Origin of the sequence: Maribellus mangrovi (assembly GCF_037646455.1) — a bacterium.
Lineage (GTDB): Bacteria > Bacteroidota > Bacteroidia > Bacteroidales > Prolixibacteraceae > Draconibacterium > Draconibacterium mangrovi_A.
This window is the reverse complement of record NZ_JBBIXN010000005.1, coordinates 120149-141007: the sequence shown is the minus strand read 5'-3', so window position 1 is coordinate 141007 and position 20859 is coordinate 120149. Positions and strand designations below refer to the sequence as shown.

The following is a 20859-nucleotide window of genomic DNA, read 5'->3' as shown; positions in this document are numbered from 1 at the left end:
ATACATGGGACAGAAAGTAAATCCGATTTCAAATCGCTTGGGATTCATCAAAGGATGGGATTCTAACTGGTTCGGTGGTGATAACTACGGCGATAAACTGGTTGAAGACCAAAAGATCAGGAAATACCTGAACGCTCGTTTGGCCAAAGCCAGTATTTCAAGAGTCGTTATTGAACGTACCTTGAAGCTGATCACCATCACCGTTCATACTTCGCGCCCCGGTATTATTATCGGTAAAGGTGGACAAGAAGTAGATAAACTGAAAGAAGAGTTGAAGAAACTGACCAGTAAAGAGGTTCAGATCAACATTTTCGAGATCAAACGCCCGGAACTCGACGCGAAAATCGTTGCAAATAACATTGCACGTCAGATCGAGGGTAAGATTGCTTACCGCAGGGCAGTAAAAATGGCCATTGCTTCAACCATGAGAATGGGAGCCGAAGGAATCAAAGTATTGGTTTCAGGTAGGTTGAACGGAGCAGAAATGGCTCGTGCTGAGATGTATAAAGACGGCCGTACCCCGCTTCATACTTTGCGTGCCGATATCGACTACGCATTGGCTGAAGCCCTGACTAAAACCGGTTTGATCGGTGTAAAAGTCTGGATTTGTAAAGGTATGGTATACGGAAATCGCGACCTTTCACCTAACGTTGGACAAAAGTCCGGTGGACGTCATGGTGGACCAAAAGGCGGCCGTAGAGGTAGAAGAAAATAGAGGTTTAACACTCACAATTGTAAACAAGAATGTTACAGCCGAAAAAAGTAAAATTTAGAAGAGTACAGAAGGGCCGAATCAAAGGTAACGCACAACGCGGTACCGAGTTAGCATTCGGTTCATTTGGAATAAAGTCGTTGGAAGAGTCGTGGATTACCGGTCGCCAAATCGAGGCAGCAAGGGTTGCGGTAACTCGTCACATGCAACGTCGAGGTCAAATTTGGATCAGAATTTTTCCCGATAAGCCGATTACCAAAAAGCCAGCCGAAGTAAGGATGGGTAAAGGTAAAGGTGCTCCTGAAGGATTTGTTGCGCCGATAGCGCCGGGACGTATAATCATTGAAGCCGAAGGTGTGCCGTTTGAAACGGCCAAAGAAGCTTTGCGATTAGCCGCTCAGAAACTACCGGTTAAAACAAAGTTTGTCGTAAGACGCGATTATGTTGAAGAATAAAATTAGGTGAATCATGAAAATCAGTGAAATCAAAGAATTGACGGATAAAGAAATCGTCGAACGCTTACAGATCGAAAAAGAGAGTCTTGTTCGCCTAAGAATGAACCACGCAGTATCGCCGCTTGATAACCCGAATAAACTGAGGGAAACCAAGCGTAACATTGCACGGTTAGAAACAGTTCTTCGCGAAAAAGAATTAAATGAAAAACAGAATTAATTCAGCGATGGAAGAGAATAACGCAAGAAATCTCAGGAAAGAGAGAATCGGGGTTGTTGTTAGTGATAAAATGAACAAATCAATCGTGGTGGCCGAAAAACGTAAAGTTAAGCACCCGATCTATGGTAAGTTTGTTAACAAAACAACCAAATTCCATGTCCATGATGAGAAAAATGATTGTCACGTTGGTGATACAGTAAGGATTATGGAAACTCGTCCTTTAAGTAAAACCAAATGCTGGCGAGTAATTGAAGTAATTGAAAGAGCGAAGTAATCATGATACAACAAGAATCAAGATGTTCGGTAGCCGATAATAGTGGAGCAAAAGAAGTTCTTTGTATCCGTGTTTTAGGAGGTACAAGAAAACGTTATGCTTCTCTGGGCGACACTGTAGTGGTTACTGTTAAGAATGCGCTGCCTAGCGGCGAAGTGAAAAAGGGTACCGTTTCGCGTGCCATTGTAGTACGTACTAAAAAAGAAGTTCGTCGTCAGGACGGATCTTACATCCGCTTTGATGACAACGCTGTAGTACTGTTGAACAACACCGGCGAGATGCGTGGAACACGTATCTTCGGGCCAGTTGCACGTGAATTGCGCGAGCACAATATGAAAATTATTTCACTCGCACCAGAAGTACTGTAATTAGTAAAAAGCTCAAAATGCAGAAAAAGTTACACATAAAGAAAGGTGACACTGTGGTTGTGATCGCAGGCAACAACAAAGGTTCGAAAGGACGTGTGTTGGAAGTGATCCGTAAAAGCGACAGAGCAATTGTAGAAGGTGTGAACATGATTAAAAAACATACCAAACCTAACGCGGAAACGCCACAGGGTGGTATTGTTGAAAAAGAAGCACCGGTACACATTTCCAACCTTATGCTGGTTGATCCTAAATCAGGAGAACCAACACGTATTGGAAGGAAATTGAATGACGATGGTAAATTAGTTCGTATTTCGAAAAAATCAGGAGAGGAGATTAAGTAATGGCTTACGTACCAACTCTTAAAAAGAAATATCAGGAAGAAATTATTCCTGCACTGAAGAAGGAGTTCGATTACTCTTCTGTAATGCAGGTTCCGAAATTAGAAAAAATTGTTCTTAACCAGGGAGTAGGAGCAGCAATCGCCGATAAGAAGCTGATTGACGTTGCCACAACCGAAATGACTAAGATAGCCGGCCAGCAAGCCGTACAAACTATGTCAAAAAAGGACATCTCTAATTTCAAATTGAGAAAGAAAATGCCTATTGGCGTGCGTGTTACACTGCGTCGCGACCAAATGTATGAATTCCTCGATCGTCTGATCGCCGTGGCATTGCCACGTATCCGCGACTTTAAGGGCGTGGAAAGCAAAATGGACGGACGTGGAAACTACACTTTAGGCGTTCCGGAACAGATTATTTTCCCCGAAATCGTACTCGACAAAGTGAGTAAGATCAACGGGATGAATATTACCTTTGTCACTTCTGCAGATACCGATGAAGAAGGTTTTGCACTGTTAAGAGAATTAGGTTTACCATTTAAAAACGTTAAAAAGAACTAGTAATGGCTAAAGAATCAATGAAAGCACGCGAAGTAAAACGTGCAAAATTAGTTGAGAAATACGCCGAGAAACGTGCCAGGCTGAAAGCAGAAGGCGATTGGGAAGGGTTGCAAAAACTTCCTAAAAACTCGTCGAAAGTTCGTTTACACAACCGTTGTAAACTTACAGGACGTCCGAAAGGATACATGCGCCAATTCGGAATCAGCAGGATTAATTTTAGGGAAATGGCTTCAAACGGCTTGATCCCCGGAGTTAAAAAGGCAAGTTGGTAATCGTTTAAAGAACTTGAAAAATGAGTAAAGTAACAGATCCAATAGCAGATTACCTGACAAGGGTAAGAAATGCAATTATGGCGAAGCACCGCGTGGTTGATATTCCTGCTTCAAACCTTAAAAAGGAAATGACCAAATTGTTGAAAGACAAAGGTTATATCCTGAACTACAAGTTTGAAGACGAAGTTGGCCACCAGGGAAACATTAAAATTGCATTGAAATACAACCCGGAGACAAAAGTATCTGCAATAAAAGCGTTAGAACGCATAAGTAAACCAGGTTTGCGTCAGTACTGCGATAGCACCAGTATTCCACGCGTACTAAATGGTTTGGGCATAGCAATTATCTCTACCTCGAAAGGTGTGATCACCGATAAAGAAGCTCGTGAGCTGAACGTAGGCGGAGAAGTTTTATGTTACGTATATTAAAAAGGAGGAACGGTCATGTCAAGAATAGGTAATTTACCCGTAGCAATTCCCTCAGGAGTAGAAGTTAATGTGAACGACGAAAACGTTGTTAGCGTTAAAGGACCTCTTGGAGAATTGACACAACAAATAGACCAGGATATTGAAGTAGCTATTGAAGACGGTAATGTTAATGTATCGAGAAAAGGCGAAACTAAACGCCAGAAATCGATGCACGGATTATACCGCTCGCTGGTAAACAACATGGTTGAAGGCGTTTCAAAAGGCTACGAAATTAAGTTGGAATTAGTAGGTGTTGGTTACCGTGCAGAAGTAATGCCGGATAACGTGCTCGACCTTGTGTTGGGATTCTCACACCACACTTACCTGCAACTTCCTCATGAAGTGAAAGTAGAAGCAGTATCAGATAAGCGTAGCAACCCGATCGTGACCCTGAAAAGCCACGATAAACAACTGATTGGACAGGTTGCTGCAAAAATCAGATCATTCCGTGCACCTGAACCTTACAAAGGAAAAGGTATTAAGTTTGTTGGCGAAGAATTGAGGCGTAAAGCTGGTAAAGCCGCTGCAAAATAATTATTTAAAACATTAATTGTTATGGCATTAACAAAAGTACAAAGGCGAACAAGGATAAAAAGTCGCGTGCGCACCATTGTTTCAGGCACAGCAGAACGTCCAAGATTGAGTGTATTCAGAAGTAATAAGCAGATTTACGCTCAGTTGATCGACGACGTACAGGGAACAACTCTGGTTGCCGCAGGTTCTTCAGACAAAGCAATTGCTGGTGCTGAAGGTTCGAAATCTGAAAAAGCCGCAATGGTAGGTAAACTGGTAGCAGAAAAAGCACAGAAAGCCGGAATTACCGAAGTTGTATTCGATAGAAATGGTTATTTATACCATGGAAGAGTAAAACAATTAGCTGACGCTGCCCGCGAAGGTGGCCTTAAATTCTAATAAATTATGGCGAAAGTAAGTAACAAAGTAAAAACAAGCGACCTGGAATTAAAAGACAGGTTGGTAGCCATTAACCGTGTAACCAAAGTAACAAAAGGTGGACGTACATTCAGTTTCTCTGCCATTGTTGTGGTTGGCGACGAAAAAGGAATCGTAGGCTGGGGACTCGGAAAGGCTAGCGAGGTAACAACCGCAATTGCCAAAGGTGTAGATGCAGCTAAAAAGAATCTGGTGAAAATTCCGGTAATTAACGGAACTATTCCTCACGAGCAGGCTGCCAAATACGGCGGTGCCGACATCTTGCTGAGACCTGCATCATCAGGTACCGGGGTAAAAGCCGGTGGTGCGATGCGTGCAGTACTCGAAAGCGTTGGTGTACACGATATTCTTGCAAAATCAAAAGGTTCATCAAACCCGCACAACCTGGTTAAAGCAACCATGACTGCACTGATGGAACTCAGAGATGCATATACAGTAGCCGAACACAGAGGTGTTTCATTAGAAAAAGTTTTTAAAGGATAACACGTTATGGCGAAGCTAAAAATTACACAAGTAAAAAGTACAATCGGTTCAACAAAACGCCAGAAAGCCATTATGGAAGCTCTGGGACTGAAAAAACTTAATCAGACTGTTGAACACGAAGCTACTCCTCAGATTGTTGGCATGGTTAACAAAATGAGGCATTTGATTAGTGTTGAGGAAGTGAATTAATATTTCAAAGTGAGGATGTTAGGCGTTCAACTTGAAACACCTGGAATCCGAAACATTTGAAACCAAAAAGTATTAATAAAATGAACTTAAATAACTTACAACCTGCAGAAGGATCGACTAAAAAAACGAAGCGAATTGGTCGTGGACAGGGCACCGGCCGTGGTGGTACATCTACACGTGGTCACAAAGGCCAGAAGTCGAGATCAGGTTATTCAAGGAAGATCGGTTTCGAAGGCGGACAGATGCCTTTGCAACGTGTTGTTCCTAAAATGGGATTCAAAAACATTAACCGTGTTGCCTACAAAGCAATTAACCTTGATGTATTAGAAACCATTGCAACAAAGAATAACCTAACTGCTATCGATAAAGCTTCATTGGTACAGGCAGGTATCGCATCGAAAAATGACAAGATCAAAATTCTTGGCGGCGGAACTTTAACTAAAAAACTGGACGTAAAAGCCGACGCGTTTTCGAAAACTGCGAAAGAAGCAATAGAAAAATTAGAAGGAACAACTGAAATACTTTAAACCGTAATGAAACGATTCATTGAGACCCTAAAGAATATTTATAAGATTGAAGATTTACGATTCAGAATCGGGACAACCCTGTTTTTTCTGTTAATATACAGATTAGGCTCGTTTGTTTCTTTGCCGGGGATCGATCCTGCTCAGCTGCAAAATTTGCAAAATCAGACATCTGATGGATTGCTGGGCCTGATCAACATGTTCTCAGGAGGTGCTTTTGCACAGGCTTCAGTCTTTGCTTTAGGAATCATGCCATACATTTCTGCCTCAATCGTTATCCAGTTGCTGGGTATCGCAGTTCCCTATTTCCAGAGGTTGCAGAAAGAGGGAGAGTCAGGAAGGAGGAAAATCAATCAGATTACACGTTATTTAACCGTGTTGATTCTGATTCCTCAGGCGTCGGCTTATCTTACGAACCTTCATTATCAGTTGCCCGATACGGCTTTTGCAATGAAAGGCATTTGGTTTAATGCCCCTTCAATTGTGATACTAACAGCCGGATCGATGTTTGTTCTTTGGTTAGGAGAACGTATTACCGATAAAGGAATTGGTAATGGTATTTCGCTGATAATCATGATTGGTATTATAGCCCGTCTTCCAATGGCAGTGGTTCAGGAATTTGGATCACGTGTTAACGGCGGCGGCCTGGTAATGTTCCTTGTTGAGTTTGTTATCCTGTTTATCGTATTTATGGCATCCATTGCGCTGGTTCAGGGAACCCGCCGGATACCCGTACAATACGCCAAACGAATTGTGGGTAACAAGCAATATGGTGGTGTACGTCAGTACATCCCGCTGAAAGTAAATGCCGCAGGTGTAATGCCCATCATTTTTGCTCAGGCAATTATGATGGTGCCTATTACTATTGTTGGTGTTGCGAACTCAGAGAACCTACGTGGTGTTGCGGCTGCTTTATCTAACATCACCGGGTTTTGGTACAACTTAACACAATTTTTATTAGTGGTAGCTTTTACGTATTTTTACACCGCTATTACTATTAACCCTACACAAATGGCCGAAGACATGAAGAAAAACGGCGGTTTTATTCCAGGTGTTAAACCCGGAAAGAAAACAGTTGAATTTCTTGATACCGTGATGAGTAGAATTACACTCCCCGGATCTATTTTCTTGGGATTGGTAACTATTCTTCCGGCTTTTGCTATGATGATGGGTATGAGCCAGTCGTTCGCTCTGTTTTACGGAGGAACATCGCTGCTTATCCTTGTAGGTGTTGTGTTAGATACATTACAGCAAATCGAAAGTCACCTGCTGATGCGCCATTACGACGGACTGATGCAATCAGGCCGTATTAAAGGTCGTCCGGGTATGGGAATGTAAATAAGTAGCGAAATTAGATTTTAACTTTAACTAAGAATTGTAAATTAAATTTTTATGGCAAAACAACCTTCCATAGAACAAGATGGAACAATAATAGAAGCATTATCGAACGCTATGTTCAGAGTTGAATTGGAAAACGGGCACGTTATTACAGGGCACATTTCCGGTAAGATGAGAATGCACTATATTAAAATTTTGCCAGGTGATAAAGTAAAAGTCGAAATGTCGCCTTACGACCTTACAAAAGGTCGGATTACATTCCGTTATAAAAACTAAGATTGAATAATTAGAGAAACGAGTCACGGTATAGCCGGGGTGAGTTATCCCGCCGAAAGAAGGTGGGACATCATATACCTAAAAATTAAAACAATTTAAAAAATGAAAACTCGTGTTTCAGTAAAAAAACGTAGCGAAGACTGCAAAATTATCCGCAGGAAAGGACGTTTGTATGTGATTAATAAAAAGAACCCGAAGTTTAAACAACGTCAAGGGTAGCATTAATCTGTAAAAATTAAATTTATGGCACGTATTGCAGGTGTTGATATTCCAAATAATAAAAGAGGTGAGGTTTCGCTTACCTACATTTATGGTATTGGCCGTAGCAGGGCACAAAAAATTCTGGCAGAAGCCGGAGTAGACAAAAACCAGAAGGTACAGGACTGGAACGATGACCAGTTTGCTGCTATTCGGAAAGCAATTGGCGACAACTTTAAAGTTGAAGGTGAATTGCGTTCAGAAGTACAATTGAACATTAAGCGATTAATGGATATTGGTTGTTATCGTGGTGTGCGTCACCGTATCGGTTTACCGGTGCGCGGACAAAGTACCAAAAACAACGCTCGTACCCGAAAAGGTAAACGTAAAACTGTTGCCAACAAAAAAATGGCCACTAAATAAGGAATTTGAGTTATGGCAAAAAAAACTGGTACAAGCAGAAAGAGAAAAGTGGTTGTTGAGGCCAACGGGATGGCTCACATTCACTCGTCTTTCAACAATATTATTGTCACGCTGACCAACATGAACGGAGAAGTGATCTCCTGGTCGTCAGCGGGTAAAAAAGGATTCCGTGGTTCTAAAAAGAACACTCCGTATGCAGCTCAGGTAGCTTCTGAAGAGTGTGCAAAAACTGCTTATGACCTTGGACTTCGTAAAGTTAAGGTATTCGTTAAAGGACCTGGTAACGGTCGTGAATCAGCAATAAGGGCACTGGCCAGTACTGGCATTCAGGTAACCGAAATTGTTGATGTTACACCGCTTCCACACAATGGTTGCAGGCCTCCTAAAAGACGTAGAGTTTAATTTTAAAACGAAAAGGAAATGGCAAGATATAGAGGACCAAAATCTAAAATCGCTCGTAAATTCGGTGAACCAATTTTCGGACCGGATAAAGTGTTCGAACACAAAAATTATCCTCCAGGGATGCACGGTTTGTCTTCAAAAAGAAGAAAAAAATCGGAATACGGGCTTCAGTTAAAAGAAAAGCAAAAAGCAAAATATACCTATGGTATTTTGGAAAAACAATTCCGTAACCTTTTTGAAAAAGCTTCGGCTGCAAAAGGGATTACCGGTGAGGTTCTGCTTCAGTTACTGGAGTCGAGACTCGATAACGTTGTTTTTCGCCTGGGTGTTGCTAAAACAAGGGCAGCTGCCCGTCAGTTTGTGACACACAAACACATTACAGTAAACGGAAATGTAGTAAATATTCCATCGTATTCACTTAAACCGGGCGACGTAATCGGCGTTCGCGAAAAGTCAAAATCACTGGAAGAAATTACTGACTCATTGCATTCGCGTAGAAGTTCACAATACGAATGGATCGAGTGGGATAACGACCAAATGATTGGTAAATTCCTGAATCGTCCGGAACGCGAAGAAATACCGGAAAACATCAAAGAACAACTGATCGTAGAGTTGTATTCAAAATAATAAATTTACTAAAGTTATTATGGCAATATTAGCATTCCAAAAGCCTGACAAGGTGATAATGTTAGAGTCCGATGAAAAAGTCGGCAAATTCGAATTTCGTCCCTTAGAACCGGGATACGGTATTACGGTTGGTAATGCACTGCGTCGAATACTGTTATCGTCGTTGGAAGGCTATGCAATTACAACTGTTAAAATTGAAGGTGTTGACCATGAGTTTTCTACGATTAAAGGGGTTATTGAAGATGTTACTGATATTATCCTGAATCTGAAACAAGTTCGTTTTAAAAACGAAGTGGAAGATTTTGACAGTGAAAAAGTATCGATTTCGATCAGTGGACAGGAAGAACTGACCGCCGGCGATATCAACAAATTCATGACCGGTTTTAGGGTATTGAATCCGGAATTGGTAATCTGCAGAATGGAACCCGATGTAAAAGTTCAGATGGAACTGACCATCAACAAAGGTCGTGGTTATATCCCTGCTGTGGAAAATAAACCGGTAGAAGAAGAATTCGGACTGATTCCGATCGATTCTATTTTTACTCCAATTAAAAAAGTTCAGTACGCTGTTGAAAACTATCGCGTAGAGCAAAAAACCGACTACGAAAAGCTGGTTTTAGATATCGAAACCGATGGTTCTGTTCACCCAAAAGACGCTTTGAAAGAAGCTGCTAAAATTCTTATCTATCACTTCATGCTGTTCTCGGATGAAAAGATCACTCTTGACACCGATGAGAAATTTGCAAACGAAGAGTTCGACGAAGAAGTATTGCACATGCGTCAATTGTTGAAAACCAAATTGGTAGATATGGATCTTTCAGTGCGTGCACTGAACTGTCTGAAAGCTGCTGATGTGGATACACTGGGCGACCTGGTAACCTACAATCGTAACGACTTGTTGAAATTCAGAAACTTCGGTAAAAAATCGTTGACAGAATTGGATGACCTTCTGGATAACATGGGACTGAATTTTGGAATGGATATTACCAAGTACAAATTGGATAAGGAGTAATAAGCAATGAGACACAATAAGAAATTTAATCATTTAGGCCGTAAATCAGCACATCGTAAAGCGATGCTGGCAAACATGGCAAGTTCTCTTATCGAGCATAAGCGAATTTCAACTACTGTTGCCAAAGCGAAAGCTTTGCGTATGTATGTTGAGCCACTGATTACCAAAGCAAAAAATGATACTACACATTCGCGCAGGATCGTATTTAGCTACCTGCAAGATAAAAATGCAGTTTCTGAATTGTTCAGAGACGTAGCTGTAAAAGTTGCCGATCGTCCGGGAGGATACACTCGTATTCTGAAAACCGGTACACGTTTAGGCGACAATGCAGATATGTGTATCATCGAGTTGGTAGACTACAACGAAGCAATGCTGGCGGCTAAAGAAGAAGCAGCAAAACCGAAAAAACGTCGTTCACGTCGTGGTGGTAAAAAATCTGCCGATACTGCTGCCCCTGTAGCTGAAACCAAGGTTGAAGAAACAAAAGTAGAAGCAACCAAGGAAGAAGCTCCAAAAGCAGAAGTTGTTGAAGAAACCAAAGCGGAGGAAACTCCGGCAGCTGAAGTTGAAGTGAAAGCTGAAGATGTTGCTGAGGAGCCAAAAGCTGAGGCGGACGAGGAAGATAAAGCTTCTAACGAAGAGGATAAGAAGAAAGAAGAATAGTATTTTTTCGTAATGATATTGAAAAGCCGATTTGTATTTAACAGATCGGCTTTTTTTAAATCTCCGTATTGCCAATAAATATTGCCTTATCATGGGCCGCATTCTGGAATCCACCCGCAAGCAATTCCCAACTTATGGGGAGAGGTCAAAAATGGTAGCTAAAGCCTTCAATTAGCTTTCGTTACTCTTTAAGACTCCGTGAATCATTATTATATTGTTTACACTTTCATGAATTAGCGGAATAGCCTGCGTTCGTTTTATAAAAAATCGGTTAAATACGGCATAAAATTTGTTTCCTGTAAACTCTAATCTACACTTTGGAATTCATTTCCTGATTTTCTCTGAGATGAAAAATATCTTCCACAAATTCGAATTGTTATATTTGAATAGAAAATTGTTTTTGAATGCGATCAGGATTATTAATTATATTGTTATTATTCAGTTGGCAGATTATTGTCGGACAAAAACAAGTCATAATAGACAGTCTGCACATAAAACTTGACAACGAGGTTGAAGATACTAGTAAGATAAAGCTATATACTGAATTAGCAGAAGCATATTACACCACCGACCTTATCAAATCTCTGGAGGAAGCCAGATCCGCGCTCGAGCTCTCAAAAAAAATAGAAAACAACTTGTTTATTGTGAGGTCAGAGATGGCCATTGGCAGGGCACTCATATCAATTGGAAACTATGACGAAGCGATGTCATATTTTTTATCAGCATTAAAAACTGCACAGGACAAGAATTACCTGACTGATGAAATTATTATTTATACTCGTCTCGGCGTTGTTCAGGATAGGATTGAACAATTCGATGTTGCTCTTGAGTATTATTTTAAAGCGCTGAATATTTACAACGAAAGTGTTGAGGTCGATAACCCTTTGGAAAATAACACAAATATTCAGGGTATATACAATAATATTGGAAATATTTATTTGTCGAATAATGAACTTGAGAATGCCGAGGAATATTATTTAAAAGGCTTGGCCCTGGCAGTAAAAAAGAGCAATAATATCAATATCGGGATCATTTGTAACAACCTTGGAAAACTTGAATTGCAAAGAAACAATCTTTCCACCTCGCTGGAATACCTAAAAAAATCGCTTCAGGCAAGACAGGACATTGACGATAAATCAGGGATTGCCAAATCCTATTATAATCTTTCCCACTATTATGAGGTTACTGGCAAGTCGGAACTGGCCCTTGAATATGCCCACAAAGCGCTACAGATTAGCAGGGAAGTCAATGAACCTTTATCGGCCCAGGTGGCTGCTATGTTGTTATATAATAATTATAAAGAACTGGGTAATTCTGACTCGGCACTTTATTATCACGAAATTTTTAAGCAGCTAAACGATAGTCTGATAAATGAAAATAACATTAAAGAAATAACACGGCTCCAGCTAAAGTTTAATTACGAAAAGGAGGAGATTGAAAAGGAAAAGTCACGTCAGAAAATAATGTTTAGGATCACAGTTATAGTATCTTCCTTAACGCTTGGATTGATTATTCTCGGATTACTCTATATATTAAGTAAAAACCGGAATAAAAGAATAACTAAAGAGTATGTTCAGTTGGGAAAAGATATGGTCGTCAAAAATAAGGAACTCACAACCAACGTCATTTACCTTCTAAAAAAGAATGAGTTAATCGACAGTATAACAGAAAGGTTATTGAATCTGAAATCCCAGTTAAAAGGGGAAAATGTGAACAAACTTCACCGTATTATACTCGATTTACAATCGATAAGCGATGATGATGTCTGGAAGGAATTTGAATATCGTTTTCAAAATGTGCATGAAGAATTCTACCAGGCACTTAAACAAAAATATCCACAACTTACTCCATTAGAAATCAGACTTGCCGCATTTCTTCGTCTGAATATGACCACAAAGGAAATATCATCCATAACCGGACAAAGCGTGAACAGTCTTGAAACAGCGAGGTACCGCCTACGCAAAAAACTCGGAATAAATAACAAGGAAGTCAACCTTGTGAATTTCCTGCTGAATATTTAGATATCAGGCAATCTTACTACCATTTACAATACTAATCCCGACTTTATTTACACACAAACTTCAAAAAAAAGATTTCACAAGTATCACTCGTATAGTAAGTTATATATGCTTGTAGGGGTAATGTACAGGTAGATTTCTGATCTGTATAAGTGATGTCAGGGTGAAGCTTTAACCTGTCATGTTTTTGAATAGGAGTATTATTCTCACGTTCGTTGAGGGCGAATTATTATTGCATCAAGTAAAACGAAACGGATGAAAAAAAAATTACTAAAGTCTAAAAACCTGGATAAACCTTCTGATCCTCCAGAAAAGAATCCGGAACCTGACGACCAGGAAATATTGATGTTTATCGATAAACGAAAAGAGAAAAATAAAGCATTGAAAAAAATTCTTACCAATTTAAATTCAAAAGGAAACAATAAAAAAGATAACTAAATGAAACGAACTATAGAACTCATTCTTTTTTCTGTCATTATGCTTGGATTAATTAATTTCAATACAAGCGCTCAGCAAAATAATGATGGAATTGTGCAGGGAAAACTGTGGATTAAATTAAAACCCGAATCAAAAGAAAATATAAACATTACCAAATCCGCGGGAATTGTATCCACCGGGATTCAGGCCATGAACAATTTAAATGTCAGTTATAATGTAACCGGGATGAAGCGGCTTTTCCCTTATTCGCAGGAATTTGAAGGGAAGCACATGAAACATGGCCTGCATCTGTGGTACGAATTGGATGTCAATGCTTCAGTTTCCGCAACCAATATGGCAGAAGATTATTCAGGGCTTCAGGAAGTTGAAATAGCTGAACCCATTTATGTTCCCGTAATTAATGACGGAAGTTCAAATTCAGCCGGGTTAGCGGATTTTTCTTCAGCATCGGATACCGTGAATTTTGATGATCCATACCTGGAAAAACAATGGCATTATAATAATACAGGGCAAACCGGTGGAACACCAGGAATGGATATCAACCTGTTTAAGGCATGGGAAATAACGCACGGAACACCGAATGTGATTGTTTCCATTCACGACCAGGGTGTTGACTACAGGCACGAGGATCTGAAAAATATGATGTGGATCAACGAGGCTGAATTGAACGGGGAACCGGGAGTTGATGATGATAAAAACGGATTTTTAGACGATATATACGGATTTAACTTTTCAGGCAATACGGGTGAAATTGATGTGATGATGCATGGTACCCATGTTGCAGGAACTATAGCCGCTGAAAACAATAACGGTATTGGCGTTTGCGGTGTAGCTGGTGGCTCGGGAAATAGAGACGGCGTGCGTGTGATGAGTTGCCAGATACTCGGCGGAGTGCATGAGGCAAATATACCTTTATCCTATGTGTATGCAGCTGACAACGGAGCTGTTATTTCTCAAAACAGCTGGGGATACCAAACTCCGGGCTATTATAACCAGGCCGTTCACGATGCTATTGACTATTTTATTGAAGAAGCCGGTGATTATCCAGGCAGCCCGATGAAGGGGGGCATTGTAATTTTTGCAGCCGGAAACAGCAATACTCAAGAAGAAATGTATCCCGGAGCTTATTCATCATGTGTTTCAGTAGCGTCGCTGGATGCTACCGGAACCCGTGCACCTTACTCCAATTACGGGGAATGGGTCGATATTGCCGCACCGGGTGGCGACTCTGACGATGATCTTACATTTGGGGGAGATTATTCAAACGGAGTTCTAAGTACGCTCGATCAAAACGGATATGGTTATCTCGATGGAACTTCAATGGCATGTCCGCACGTTTCAGGTGTTGCTGCCCTGGTCGTTTCTGAATACGGAGGCCCGGATTTTACAAACGAAGATTTAAAAGCCCACATCCTGACAGGGATTAAGGATATTTATACGGTAGAAGAAAATGCTGACGAAATCGGTCTGCTTGGGGCCGGTTTGATTGACGGGGGACTCGCGCTTGCTATAGACAATAAAATTGCACCAGATATAGTTTCAGATCTCAAAATGGCTGGGATATCCCAGGATTTTGCATCTCTTACGTGGACTGTCCCTGCCGATGAGGACGATGATCTGCCTCGTTGGTTCGAGGTTCTCTATTCAAAAGAAGAGATAAATGAGACAAACCTGGAATATGCAACAAAGATCAAAATAAAAAATACAAATAACCCCGGGGAAAAGGTTGATTTTGAAGTGCACGAACTTCAGTCTGTCACAAAATATTATTTTGCAGTTCGTTCGCTGGACCGTTGGGGTAATATTTCGGACTTTTCAAACATAATTTCAGAAACCACAAATAACGGCCCTATAACTTCCTTTTCGCCTGAAAAGAACGAATTGGAAATTGTTATTGATGTAACCAAAGATACTCTTGGATCTGATAATATCAAATTGATAAATACAGGTGAAGGTATATTGAAATGGGACGCTACTCCACGTCATAAAGAAGCAGTTCCGCTGAGTAATCCTCCTGCGCTGCGCTATCCCGAATTGGCCGCAGCCAACGAAGTGCAAACGCCTACAGGTATAATTAAAAGCTTTGCATTTGCTTCTCCTTTAATGTCCAATAATATTCAGCTTGAAAATTCAACCGAAAAAGGATATGTGGACTTTACCCAGAATTTGTGGATAATGGGTGAAACAAATACGAATTTGCCAAATTCGTCGGCAACCCGGTTTTATGTTGATGAAGAAGATGGATTTAATTTAACGCAGGTAGATGCATATTTAAACCATGATGAAAGTACAGGCCCGGTAATCCTGGAAATTTATGAAGGGAATGAAATAAATAACGCGAAACTTTTGCTGGCACAGGAAGTTGCGGAAACAGCTTCGGGTAATTTTACCAATATTCCGCTGGATGAACAGATGTTTTTTGAAAACGGGAAGTATTTCTGGATTGTATTACATGTACCTGCCGGAAACAAATATCCATTGGGTGCAGGGGCAGAATTGCACGAAGAAGATTCAAAAAACTGTTACATGAGCCTGAATGGTGGAAAAACATGGAGTCTTTTCGAAGAACTATATTACGATAATCAGGTGGTTTGGGCAGTATATGCCATGTCGCAGAATCTTAAACTTGACGAATATGTAATCCTCAGTCCAACATACGGGAATGTAGCTTCCGGTAAGGACACGACCATTGTTGCCACTGTGAGCGGGACAAATATGATTAACGGAGAATATAAAGCCAACCTGGTTGTTTATACCAATGAAACCGATAATTCAATCATGCGAATGCCTGTTAACATTACTGTAACCGGGCACAAGCCTGAAATATCATCGGAGAATCGTGTAAATTTTGGAAACTTGCTTGTTGGAACTTCAAAAACGATAGATGTTAAATTCGACAATAACGGATTAGGAAGATTTAAGTTTAAAGCTCCTTACGTTCAATTGGATAATCCTCAGTTCTCTTTGGTAAACGGAGTCAGTCAGAATTTTGAGGCAAAAACATCACAGGTATTAAGGTTCAAGTTCGATGCTGCCAAAGTGGGAAATAATGTTTGTAAGGTAACCCTGTTCGAAGAAAACGGGAATGATTACAGCTTTGAGTTGTTTGCCTCCGGACTAGAACCTCCTGTTGTTGCTCTTAATCCCAATTCGGTAACTTATGATAATTTAAGCATTGGCGATACGATTAATGGCCAGGTTTGGATTAAAAATGATGGGAACTATCCATTAGATTATTACCTGCCTGTTTTTGCCGATGGCTCAAATATGGAGAATATCCCTGAAGACATTCAAAAATTTGGCTATTCTGTTGAGATCGATACAACCGGGAATACTTTCGTTTGGAACGACATTGCTGCAACCGGAACGGATATTACTTCAATGTATTTAGGAAATATTGATAATAACATAGAACAGAAAATTCCTATCGATTTCATATTCCCGTTTTATGGAAAATATGAAAACGATGTATACATCACTAAATATGGAGTGCTCGAATTCACCCCGAACAAGTATATGAATGCAACATCACCGTTAGCATATCACTATGAAGGAAATCCGGACCGTTATATCAGTGGCTGTGGTTTTCCAATGTTGTTCGAAGAAGCAGGTTTTGGAAAAATTTATTACAAAAATGAGCCGGACAGATTAATTGTCCAGTTCGAGGATGCACCATTCTGGGATGGTATTGCTTATGATGATCCTTACAGCAGTACTCCTAAAGAAATCAGAGTTTCGGTTACATTCCAGATGGTATTGTACGATAACGGTAATATTGACCTGTTTTATAAAGATGGTACAATTCCAGAATGGATTGGAAAGCAATATACCCTGATTGCTATGGAAGACAGAACAATGGAAGACGGAATTCTGATCCAGGGAAATAAATATAAAGACTGGGGAAATACAGTTGGAGATTTTACCTATAAACCTGGAAGTGCCATTCATATCAAAAATCCGGGACTGGGCCTGTTCTCAAATGTGACAAATCCGTTTGGAACGGTAATGGCGCATGACTCAGTTCAGGTTGCATATAGTATAACCACCGACAGTTTATCGGCAATACCATATAATGAAAATCTGGTGGTTATTACCAATGATCCGCAGACCAATCCGGCAATCCATACCGTTAATTTCAATATAACAAATGGTGGCAAATCAATCGTTTCTGTTGATACATTGAATTTGGATTTTGGTACCTTTTTTAAAGGAACAATTTCGGGAAAGACCATCGTGGTATCCAATTCGGGCACTGCAATTGATAGCATAAAATCAGCAGAATTCGACCATGATTATTTTACCCTGAGCGGGAGCGTTCCCTGTATGTTGAAACCTGAACGCAAGGCTCCTCTGGTAATTAAGGCGAAATCAGAAACAATAGGAGATTTCGCTGATACCTTGAGGATTACATCATTAAACGGGCAGGTCTTTAAAGTCGCCTTGCATTCAGAGATAATACTGGGGCCGGTTTTCGAACTACTGAATGCCTCGGGCAGTTCAGCATTAAAATCGGTGACCAAATTTATGACTGCGGGGGACAATACCGATGTTGGATTTAAAATCAACAATCCCGGCAGTGCTGATTTGAAGGTAGCTCCGTTCAACAATGAATGGACCTCGATTACAGAAAACGTTCAATCAGAACTTACTGACAGTGTAATGTATATGGTACAAAAAAGTAATCTTTCATCAGGAGTGCAGTACGAATGGATTGATGTTTTTGGAAATGGTGGAAGTAAGATTGAAGGTATTGATACATGGTATGGACCTAACTGGAGCGAAGGCCTGGAAATGCCGTTCAGTTTTAACTTTTACGGCGTAGAATACGATACATTATACATTGGGAATGGCCTGGTTACTTTTACAAAAGATCAGAATGATCATTTCTATTTCTGGGGAGGTGGAGCTATTCCGGATACAACTCAACCAAACAATTATATAGCTCCGCTATGGTTGTTCGGCGGGCCCGACTGGGTTACAATTTATCCGAATGCCGGAATTTATTACCGCTTCGATGAAGATAAAGTTGTTGTTGAATACCACGAGTACAACTCCAATTTTGTAATGGGGCCACCCATTTCGTTCGAGGTTATATTATACCCAAACGGTAATATCAAGTTTCAGTACAAAATGCCTGAAGGCGGCGACAACACTGTAACCAACCAGGGTACGATTGGAATTGAAAATGCGTCTGGGACGGATGGTGTGATGGTGTCTGATTTCCAGTATGTGGTAAATTCAGATATGGCCATTGGCCTTTACCCGGCACGAAGTTACACGATACCTGCGGGCGAATCTAAAGACTTTAATTTGCACCTCGATACAAAATACCTTGTTGAAGGATCTTATTCGGACAGTATTCATTTTGTTAATAACGATCCGTTCAGTCTGCTGCACAAACTGCCAGTGAAGATGGTTGTAAGCGGGGAACCGGCTATCGAAATTCCTGAATCGCTGGAATTCGGAGATCTGATTATCAATCCGGAAACTCCTGATATCTCAAAGGTATTTGAAATAAAAAACACAGGGACTGCCAATTATACATTATCCGGTTTGTCGCATCAGGATGAAGATTCACAAATTGAGATATACATGAAAAATGGCGACACCTGGGAGTGGACCGATATGGCTTCGACCTCTTTCCCGGTAACGGTTCTGGCAAGATCATCACGGAAAATCAGGGTTACAATGCATCCTGAAACACCTGAGTCTATCCGGGACACCATCATTCTCAGTACATCGCTGACCCCGGCTTCTTACCGGGTTGCAGTAAATGCGGATATCTTTAATCCGTCGGTTATATCGATGACTACAGATACGATCACCTGTTTTGCACAAACCGATGATTTTACTGCATTGAAAGAAAGACAGTTTGGGAATGAAACCGGTGGCTATAAACTGGACTATTCAGTTAAATTACTCTACCAGAGGGAAGGCATCGAAACATCAGATGCAGCAACCGGCACTTCGAATCAAAAAACAGTTGCAACGTCAGGTATGGGTGATTCGCTTGTTATTGCCCCTGTTGCCGCAGGTACTATGACAGTGAATGCAGGACAGCTAAGTCTGGACGTAGAATATAACCGTATTCTGTCACACGATACCATTACGGACAGCCAGAGCAGGCTGGGATATAACGGAGGACGTGCATTTTTTACTGCCACCGGATTTGTGGCCCCGCCTGACGGCTTTAACCTGACTCATATTCAGAACTGGTTTGTTCCGGGTGAATGGTTGAATTCTAGAATTCAGGTCATGGTTTTGGCCGGAGACGATGATATAAATAACTGTGTCGTACTTACCAGCGAAACTTTTGAGCACAACATACCTGCAGATGATGAAGCAGGTTCGCTTCTTACCTATAAATTGTCAGACAGTCTTCAGATTTACCCGGGAGAAAAATTCTTTGTAGCATTTGGTTATGAGGCGGCTTTGACACATCCACAGGGGTGTGTTATTCCTGACCAGGATATTCCACATAACAGGTATATGTTTGGTTCGGGATATGCCTGGGATGATCTTGCCAATTATAGTCAGTTCGCTAGGACCGGATGGATGATGAGGGCTGTTGAAGCAACTCAGAATGATACGCCCTGGGTAGTGCTTAAATCAGCATATGAGGGAACTCTGGAACCCGGAGAGAGTGGAAATATACAAATGGATTTTACAGCCAGAACTGCGGAAAACAGGGATAACTATGCAACATTATTGTTTAACTCAAACGATATTGTTAATCCGTTAAAGAAAGTTGTACTGCACCTGGTTAAAAACTCCGGACCGCTTATTTCTGCTCCGGCAGATTTAAATGTGGATGAAAACGATACCCTGCGTTTCGACGTGGTAATTACCGATCAGGAAGGAGATGATTTCTCATTCGAACTCGATCAGCAATATGATTTTCTTTCCGTTGAAAATACACGGGAAACTTCAGGTCTGGATAACGCGAAAAACAAGATCTTAAGTTTTGTATATACACCCGATTATAATAGTCAGGGAATACATCAGTTTGGAATAACAACAACGGATGCATATCAGAAAACAACAACATCAACAGTTGTATTAACGGTTAATAATGTAAACCGGTGGCCTGAAGCCATTGCAACTGATACCGTTAAACTGGAACCGTTTGGAAATTACCAGGTATTTAACCTGGAAGATCTGTTCTACGATTCGGACAACGATATTGAAATTCTGGAAGGCAGTTCCGGGGATACCGATATCCTGAATTTGTACAGTTCCGATAAAAGCTTCCTGCTGATGCCCGGGGAATCGGGAGAAACCTCGATTACATTCCTGGCTACCGATAAGTATGGTGCACAGGCGACCAACACTGTTCATATCCTGGTTGGGAAGAAATTTACTTCAGTTGCTCCAGGTGTAGAGGACAAGGAATTTGGGATCTATCCAAATCCAACCAAAGGGGAAGTTTTCATAACGCTACCTTCAGAAATAGAGGGAGAATCAATACTCTATCTGTTCGATTCAAATGGGCGCATGTTAAAACAAAAGAGCTTTTACGAAGGAGAATCAACCCTGGTTTCGTTCGATTTAACAGGTTATCCCAATGGATTTTACTTTGTTAAACTGATCTGCAAAAACGAAGTGTGGGGAAATAAAATAATCAAGCAATAATTAATAACAGTTAATGGCCGGA

The 20859-nt window shown here is 40.7% G+C and carries 25 protein-coding genes; all 25 read left to right on the top strand.

Annotation, left to right across the window (positions count from 1 at the left end; translation table 11 throughout):
* Positions 1–4 precede the first annotated feature (4 nt).
* The 25 genes from rpsC (at position 5) to WFY05_RS18250 (ending at position 20837) form a co-directional block, all read left to right on the top strand.
* Positions 5–715 (top strand): 30S ribosomal protein S3, encoded by a 711-nt coding sequence (gene rpsC / locus WFY05_RS18370; RefSeq protein WP_340114376.1) that lies wholly within the window; start codon positions 5–7, stop codon positions 713–715.
* A 29-nt stretch (positions 716–744) separates the two neighbouring features.
* Positions 745–1167 carry a 50S ribosomal protein L16 gene (gene rplP / locus WFY05_RS18365; protein WP_340114375.1) on the top strand — a complete coding sequence of 141 codons (423 nt, stop codon included), beginning with the start codon at positions 745–747 and terminating at the stop codon, positions 1165–1167.
* A gap of 13 nt (positions 1168–1180) precedes the next feature.
* The gene (gene rpmC / locus WFY05_RS18360; protein ID WP_340114374.1) at positions 1181–1384 is read left to right on the top strand and encodes a 50S ribosomal protein L29; all 204 of its coding nucleotides are present in this window, start codon (positions 1181–1183) and stop codon (positions 1382–1384) included.
* Positions 1368–1658, top strand: coding sequence for a 30S ribosomal protein S17 (rpsQ, locus tag WFY05_RS18355; protein WP_437127413.1), 291 nt, complete (start codon positions 1368–1370; stop codon positions 1656–1658). The genes rpmC and rpsQ overlap by 17 nt, the downstream gene beginning before the upstream one ends.
* 2 nt (positions 1659–1660) lie before the next feature.
* Positions 1661–2026, top strand: coding sequence for a 50S ribosomal protein L14 (gene rplN / locus WFY05_RS18350; RefSeq protein WP_340114373.1), 366 nt, complete (start codon positions 1661–1663; stop codon positions 2024–2026).
* A 17-nt stretch (positions 2027–2043) separates the two neighbouring features.
* The gene (gene rplX, locus WFY05_RS18345; protein WP_340114372.1) at positions 2044–2367 is read left to right on the top strand and encodes a 50S ribosomal protein L24; all 324 of its coding nucleotides are present in this window, start codon (positions 2044–2046) and stop codon (positions 2365–2367) included.
* The gene (gene rplE, locus WFY05_RS18340; protein ID WP_340114371.1) at positions 2367–2924 is read left to right on the top strand and encodes a 50S ribosomal protein L5; all 558 of its coding nucleotides are present in this window, start codon (positions 2367–2369) and stop codon (positions 2922–2924) included. The genes rplX and rplE overlap by 1 nt, the downstream gene beginning before the upstream one ends.
* A 2-nt stretch (positions 2925–2926) precedes the next feature.
* On the top strand, positions 2927–3196 hold the full coding sequence (gene rpsN, locus WFY05_RS18335) for a 30S ribosomal protein S14 (protein WP_340114370.1): 270 nt from the start codon (positions 2927–2929) through the stop codon (positions 3194–3196).
* A 20-nt stretch (positions 3197–3216) separates the two neighbouring features.
* Positions 3217–3624 carry a 30S ribosomal protein S8 gene (gene rpsH, locus WFY05_RS18330; RefSeq protein ID WP_340114369.1) on the top strand — a complete coding sequence of 136 codons (408 nt, stop codon included), beginning with the start codon at positions 3217–3219 and terminating at the stop codon, positions 3622–3624.
* Positions 3625–3639: 15 nt separating this feature from the next.
* Positions 3640–4197, top strand: a complete 558-nt coding sequence (gene rplF, locus WFY05_RS18325) for a 50S ribosomal protein L6 (protein WP_340114368.1) — start codon at positions 3640–3642, stop codon at positions 4195–4197.
* Between the two features lie 21 nt (positions 4198–4218).
* Positions 4219–4575 (top strand): 50S ribosomal protein L18, encoded by a 357-nt coding sequence (rplR, locus tag WFY05_RS18320; protein WP_340114367.1) that lies wholly within the window; start codon positions 4219–4221, stop codon positions 4573–4575.
* A gap of 6 nt (positions 4576–4581) precedes the next feature.
* Positions 4582–5097, top strand: a complete 516-nt coding sequence (rpsE, locus tag WFY05_RS18315; RefSeq protein WP_340114366.1) for a 30S ribosomal protein S5 — start codon at positions 4582–4584, stop codon at positions 5095–5097.
* A gap of 6 nt (positions 5098–5103) precedes the next feature.
* Positions 5104–5286, top strand: a complete 183-nt coding sequence (gene rpmD, locus WFY05_RS18310; RefSeq protein ID WP_340114365.1) for a 50S ribosomal protein L30 — start codon at positions 5104–5106, stop codon at positions 5284–5286.
* Positions 5287–5366: 80 nt separating this feature from the next.
* On the top strand, positions 5367–5813 hold the full coding sequence (gene rplO, locus WFY05_RS18305; protein ID WP_340114364.1) for a 50S ribosomal protein L15: 447 nt from the start codon (positions 5367–5369) through the stop codon (positions 5811–5813).
* Positions 5814–5819: 6 nt separating this feature from the next.
* A complete protein-coding gene (secY, locus tag WFY05_RS18300; protein ID WP_340114363.1) occupies positions 5820–7148 on the top strand; it encodes a preprotein translocase subunit SecY in 1329 nt (442 codons plus the stop codon).
* A gap of 54 nt (positions 7149–7202) precedes the next feature.
* Positions 7203–7424 (top strand): translation initiation factor IF-1, encoded by a 222-nt coding sequence (infA, locus tag WFY05_RS18295; protein WP_038559066.1) that lies wholly within the window; start codon positions 7203–7205, stop codon positions 7422–7424.
* 102 nt (positions 7425–7526) lie between these two features.
* Positions 7527–7643, top strand: a complete 117-nt coding sequence (rpmJ, locus tag WFY05_RS18290) for a 50S ribosomal protein L36 (protein WP_074780216.1) — start codon at positions 7527–7529, stop codon at positions 7641–7643.
* 24 nt (positions 7644–7667) lie between these two features.
* Complete coding sequence (gene rpsM, locus WFY05_RS18285) at positions 7668–8045, top strand: 30S ribosomal protein S13 (RefSeq protein WP_340114362.1); 378 nt, start codon at positions 7668–7670, stop codon at positions 8043–8045.
* A gap of 12 nt (positions 8046–8057) precedes the next feature.
* Entirely contained in the window at positions 8058–8447 is a 390-nt protein-coding gene (gene rpsK, locus WFY05_RS18280) for a 30S ribosomal protein S11 (RefSeq protein ID WP_340114361.1), read from the top strand.
* Between the two features lie 18 nt (positions 8448–8465).
* Positions 8466–9074 (top strand): 30S ribosomal protein S4, encoded by a 609-nt coding sequence (gene rpsD, locus WFY05_RS18275; RefSeq protein WP_340114360.1) that lies wholly within the window; start codon positions 8466–8468, stop codon positions 9072–9074.
* Between the two features lie 19 nt (positions 9075–9093).
* Positions 9094–10086: a DNA-directed RNA polymerase subunit alpha gene (locus tag WFY05_RS18270; RefSeq protein ID WP_340114359.1), complete on the top strand. Its 993-nt coding sequence runs from the start codon at positions 9094–9096 to the stop codon at positions 10084–10086.
* A gap of 6 nt (positions 10087–10092) precedes the next feature.
* Entirely contained in the window at positions 10093–10749 is a 657-nt protein-coding gene (rplQ, locus tag WFY05_RS22330) for a 50S ribosomal protein L17 (protein ID WP_437127412.1), read from the top strand.
* A gap of 404 nt (positions 10750–11153) precedes the next feature.
* Entirely contained in the window at positions 11154–12770 is a 1617-nt protein-coding gene (locus WFY05_RS18260; protein ID WP_340114358.1) for a tetratricopeptide repeat protein, read from the top strand.
* Positions 12771–13022: 252 nt separating this feature from the next.
* Positions 13023–13205, top strand: coding sequence for a hypothetical protein (locus WFY05_RS18255; RefSeq protein ID WP_340114357.1), 183 nt, complete (start codon positions 13023–13025; stop codon positions 13203–13205).
* Positions 13206–20837 carry a S8 family serine peptidase gene (locus WFY05_RS18250; protein WP_340114356.1) on the top strand — a complete coding sequence of 2544 codons (7632 nt, stop codon included), beginning with the start codon at positions 13206–13208 and terminating at the stop codon, positions 20835–20837.
* Positions 20838–20859 lie beyond the last annotated feature (22 nt).

Coding starts and splice junctions, on each gene's coding strand:
- rpsE (WP_340114366.1), top strand. CDS start 4,582: ATGGCGAAAGTAAGTAACAAAGTAAAAACAAGCGACCTGGAATTAAAA.
- rpsC (WP_340114376.1), top strand. CDS start 5: ATGGGACAGAAAGTAAATCCGATTTCAAATCGCTTGGGATTCATCAAA.
- rpsD (WP_340114360.1), top strand. CDS start 8,466: ATGGCAAGATATAGAGGACCAAAATCTAAAATCGCTCGTAAATTCGGT.
- rplQ (WP_437127412.1), top strand. CDS start 10,093: ATGAGACACAATAAGAAATTTAATCATTTAGGCCGTAAATCAGCACAT.
- rplR (WP_340114367.1), top strand. CDS start 4,219: ATGGCATTAACAAAAGTACAAAGGCGAACAAGGATAAAAAGTCGCGTG.
- rplX (WP_340114372.1), top strand. CDS start 2,044: ATGCAGAAAAAGTTACACATAAAGAAAGGTGACACTGTGGTTGTGATC.
- WFY05_RS18270 (WP_340114359.1), top strand. CDS start 9,094: ATGGCAATATTAGCATTCCAAAAGCCTGACAAGGTGATAATGTTAGAG.
- rpmC (WP_340114374.1), top strand. CDS start 1,181: ATGAAAATCAGTGAAATCAAAGAATTGACGGATAAAGAAATCGTCGAA.
- rplO (WP_340114364.1), top strand. CDS start 5,367: ATGAACTTAAATAACTTACAACCTGCAGAAGGATCGACTAAAAAAACG.
- rpmD (WP_340114365.1), top strand. CDS start 5,104: ATGGCGAAGCTAAAAATTACACAAGTAAAAAGTACAATCGGTTCAACA.
- rplN (WP_340114373.1), top strand. CDS start 1,661: ATGATACAACAAGAATCAAGATGTTCGGTAGCCGATAATAGTGGAGCA.
- WFY05_RS18250 (WP_340114356.1), top strand. CDS start 13,206: ATGAAACGAACTATAGAACTCATTCTTTTTTCTGTCATTATGCTTGGA.
- rpsQ (WP_437127413.1), top strand. CDS start 1,368: ATGAAAAACAGAATTAATTCAGCGATGGAAGAGAATAACGCAAGAAAT.
- WFY05_RS18260 (WP_340114358.1), top strand. CDS start 11,154: ATGCGATCAGGATTATTAATTATATTGTTATTATTCAGTTGGCAGATT.
- WFY05_RS18255 (WP_340114357.1), top strand. CDS start 13,023: ATGAAAAAAAAATTACTAAAGTCTAAAAACCTGGATAAACCTTCTGAT.
- rpsM (WP_340114362.1), top strand. CDS start 7,668: ATGGCACGTATTGCAGGTGTTGATATTCCAAATAATAAAAGAGGTGAG.
- rplE (WP_340114371.1), top strand. CDS start 2,367: ATGGCTTACGTACCAACTCTTAAAAAGAAATATCAGGAAGAAATTATT.
- rplP (WP_340114375.1), top strand. CDS start 745: ATGTTACAGCCGAAAAAAGTAAAATTTAGAAGAGTACAGAAGGGCCGA.
- rpsN (WP_340114370.1), top strand. CDS start 2,927: ATGGCTAAAGAATCAATGAAAGCACGCGAAGTAAAACGTGCAAAATTA.
- rpsH (WP_340114369.1), top strand. CDS start 3,217: ATGAGTAAAGTAACAGATCCAATAGCAGATTACCTGACAAGGGTAAGA.
- infA (WP_038559066.1), top strand. CDS start 7,203: ATGGCAAAACAACCTTCCATAGAACAAGATGGAACAATAATAGAAGCA.
- rpsK (WP_340114361.1), top strand. CDS start 8,058: ATGGCAAAAAAAACTGGTACAAGCAGAAAGAGAAAAGTGGTTGTTGAG.
- secY (WP_340114363.1), top strand. CDS start 5,820: ATGAAACGATTCATTGAGACCCTAAAGAATATTTATAAGATTGAAGAT.
- rplF (WP_340114368.1), top strand. CDS start 3,640: ATGTCAAGAATAGGTAATTTACCCGTAGCAATTCCCTCAGGAGTAGAA.
- rpmJ (WP_074780216.1), top strand. CDS start 7,527: ATGAAAACTCGTGTTTCAGTAAAAAAACGTAGCGAAGACTGCAAAATT.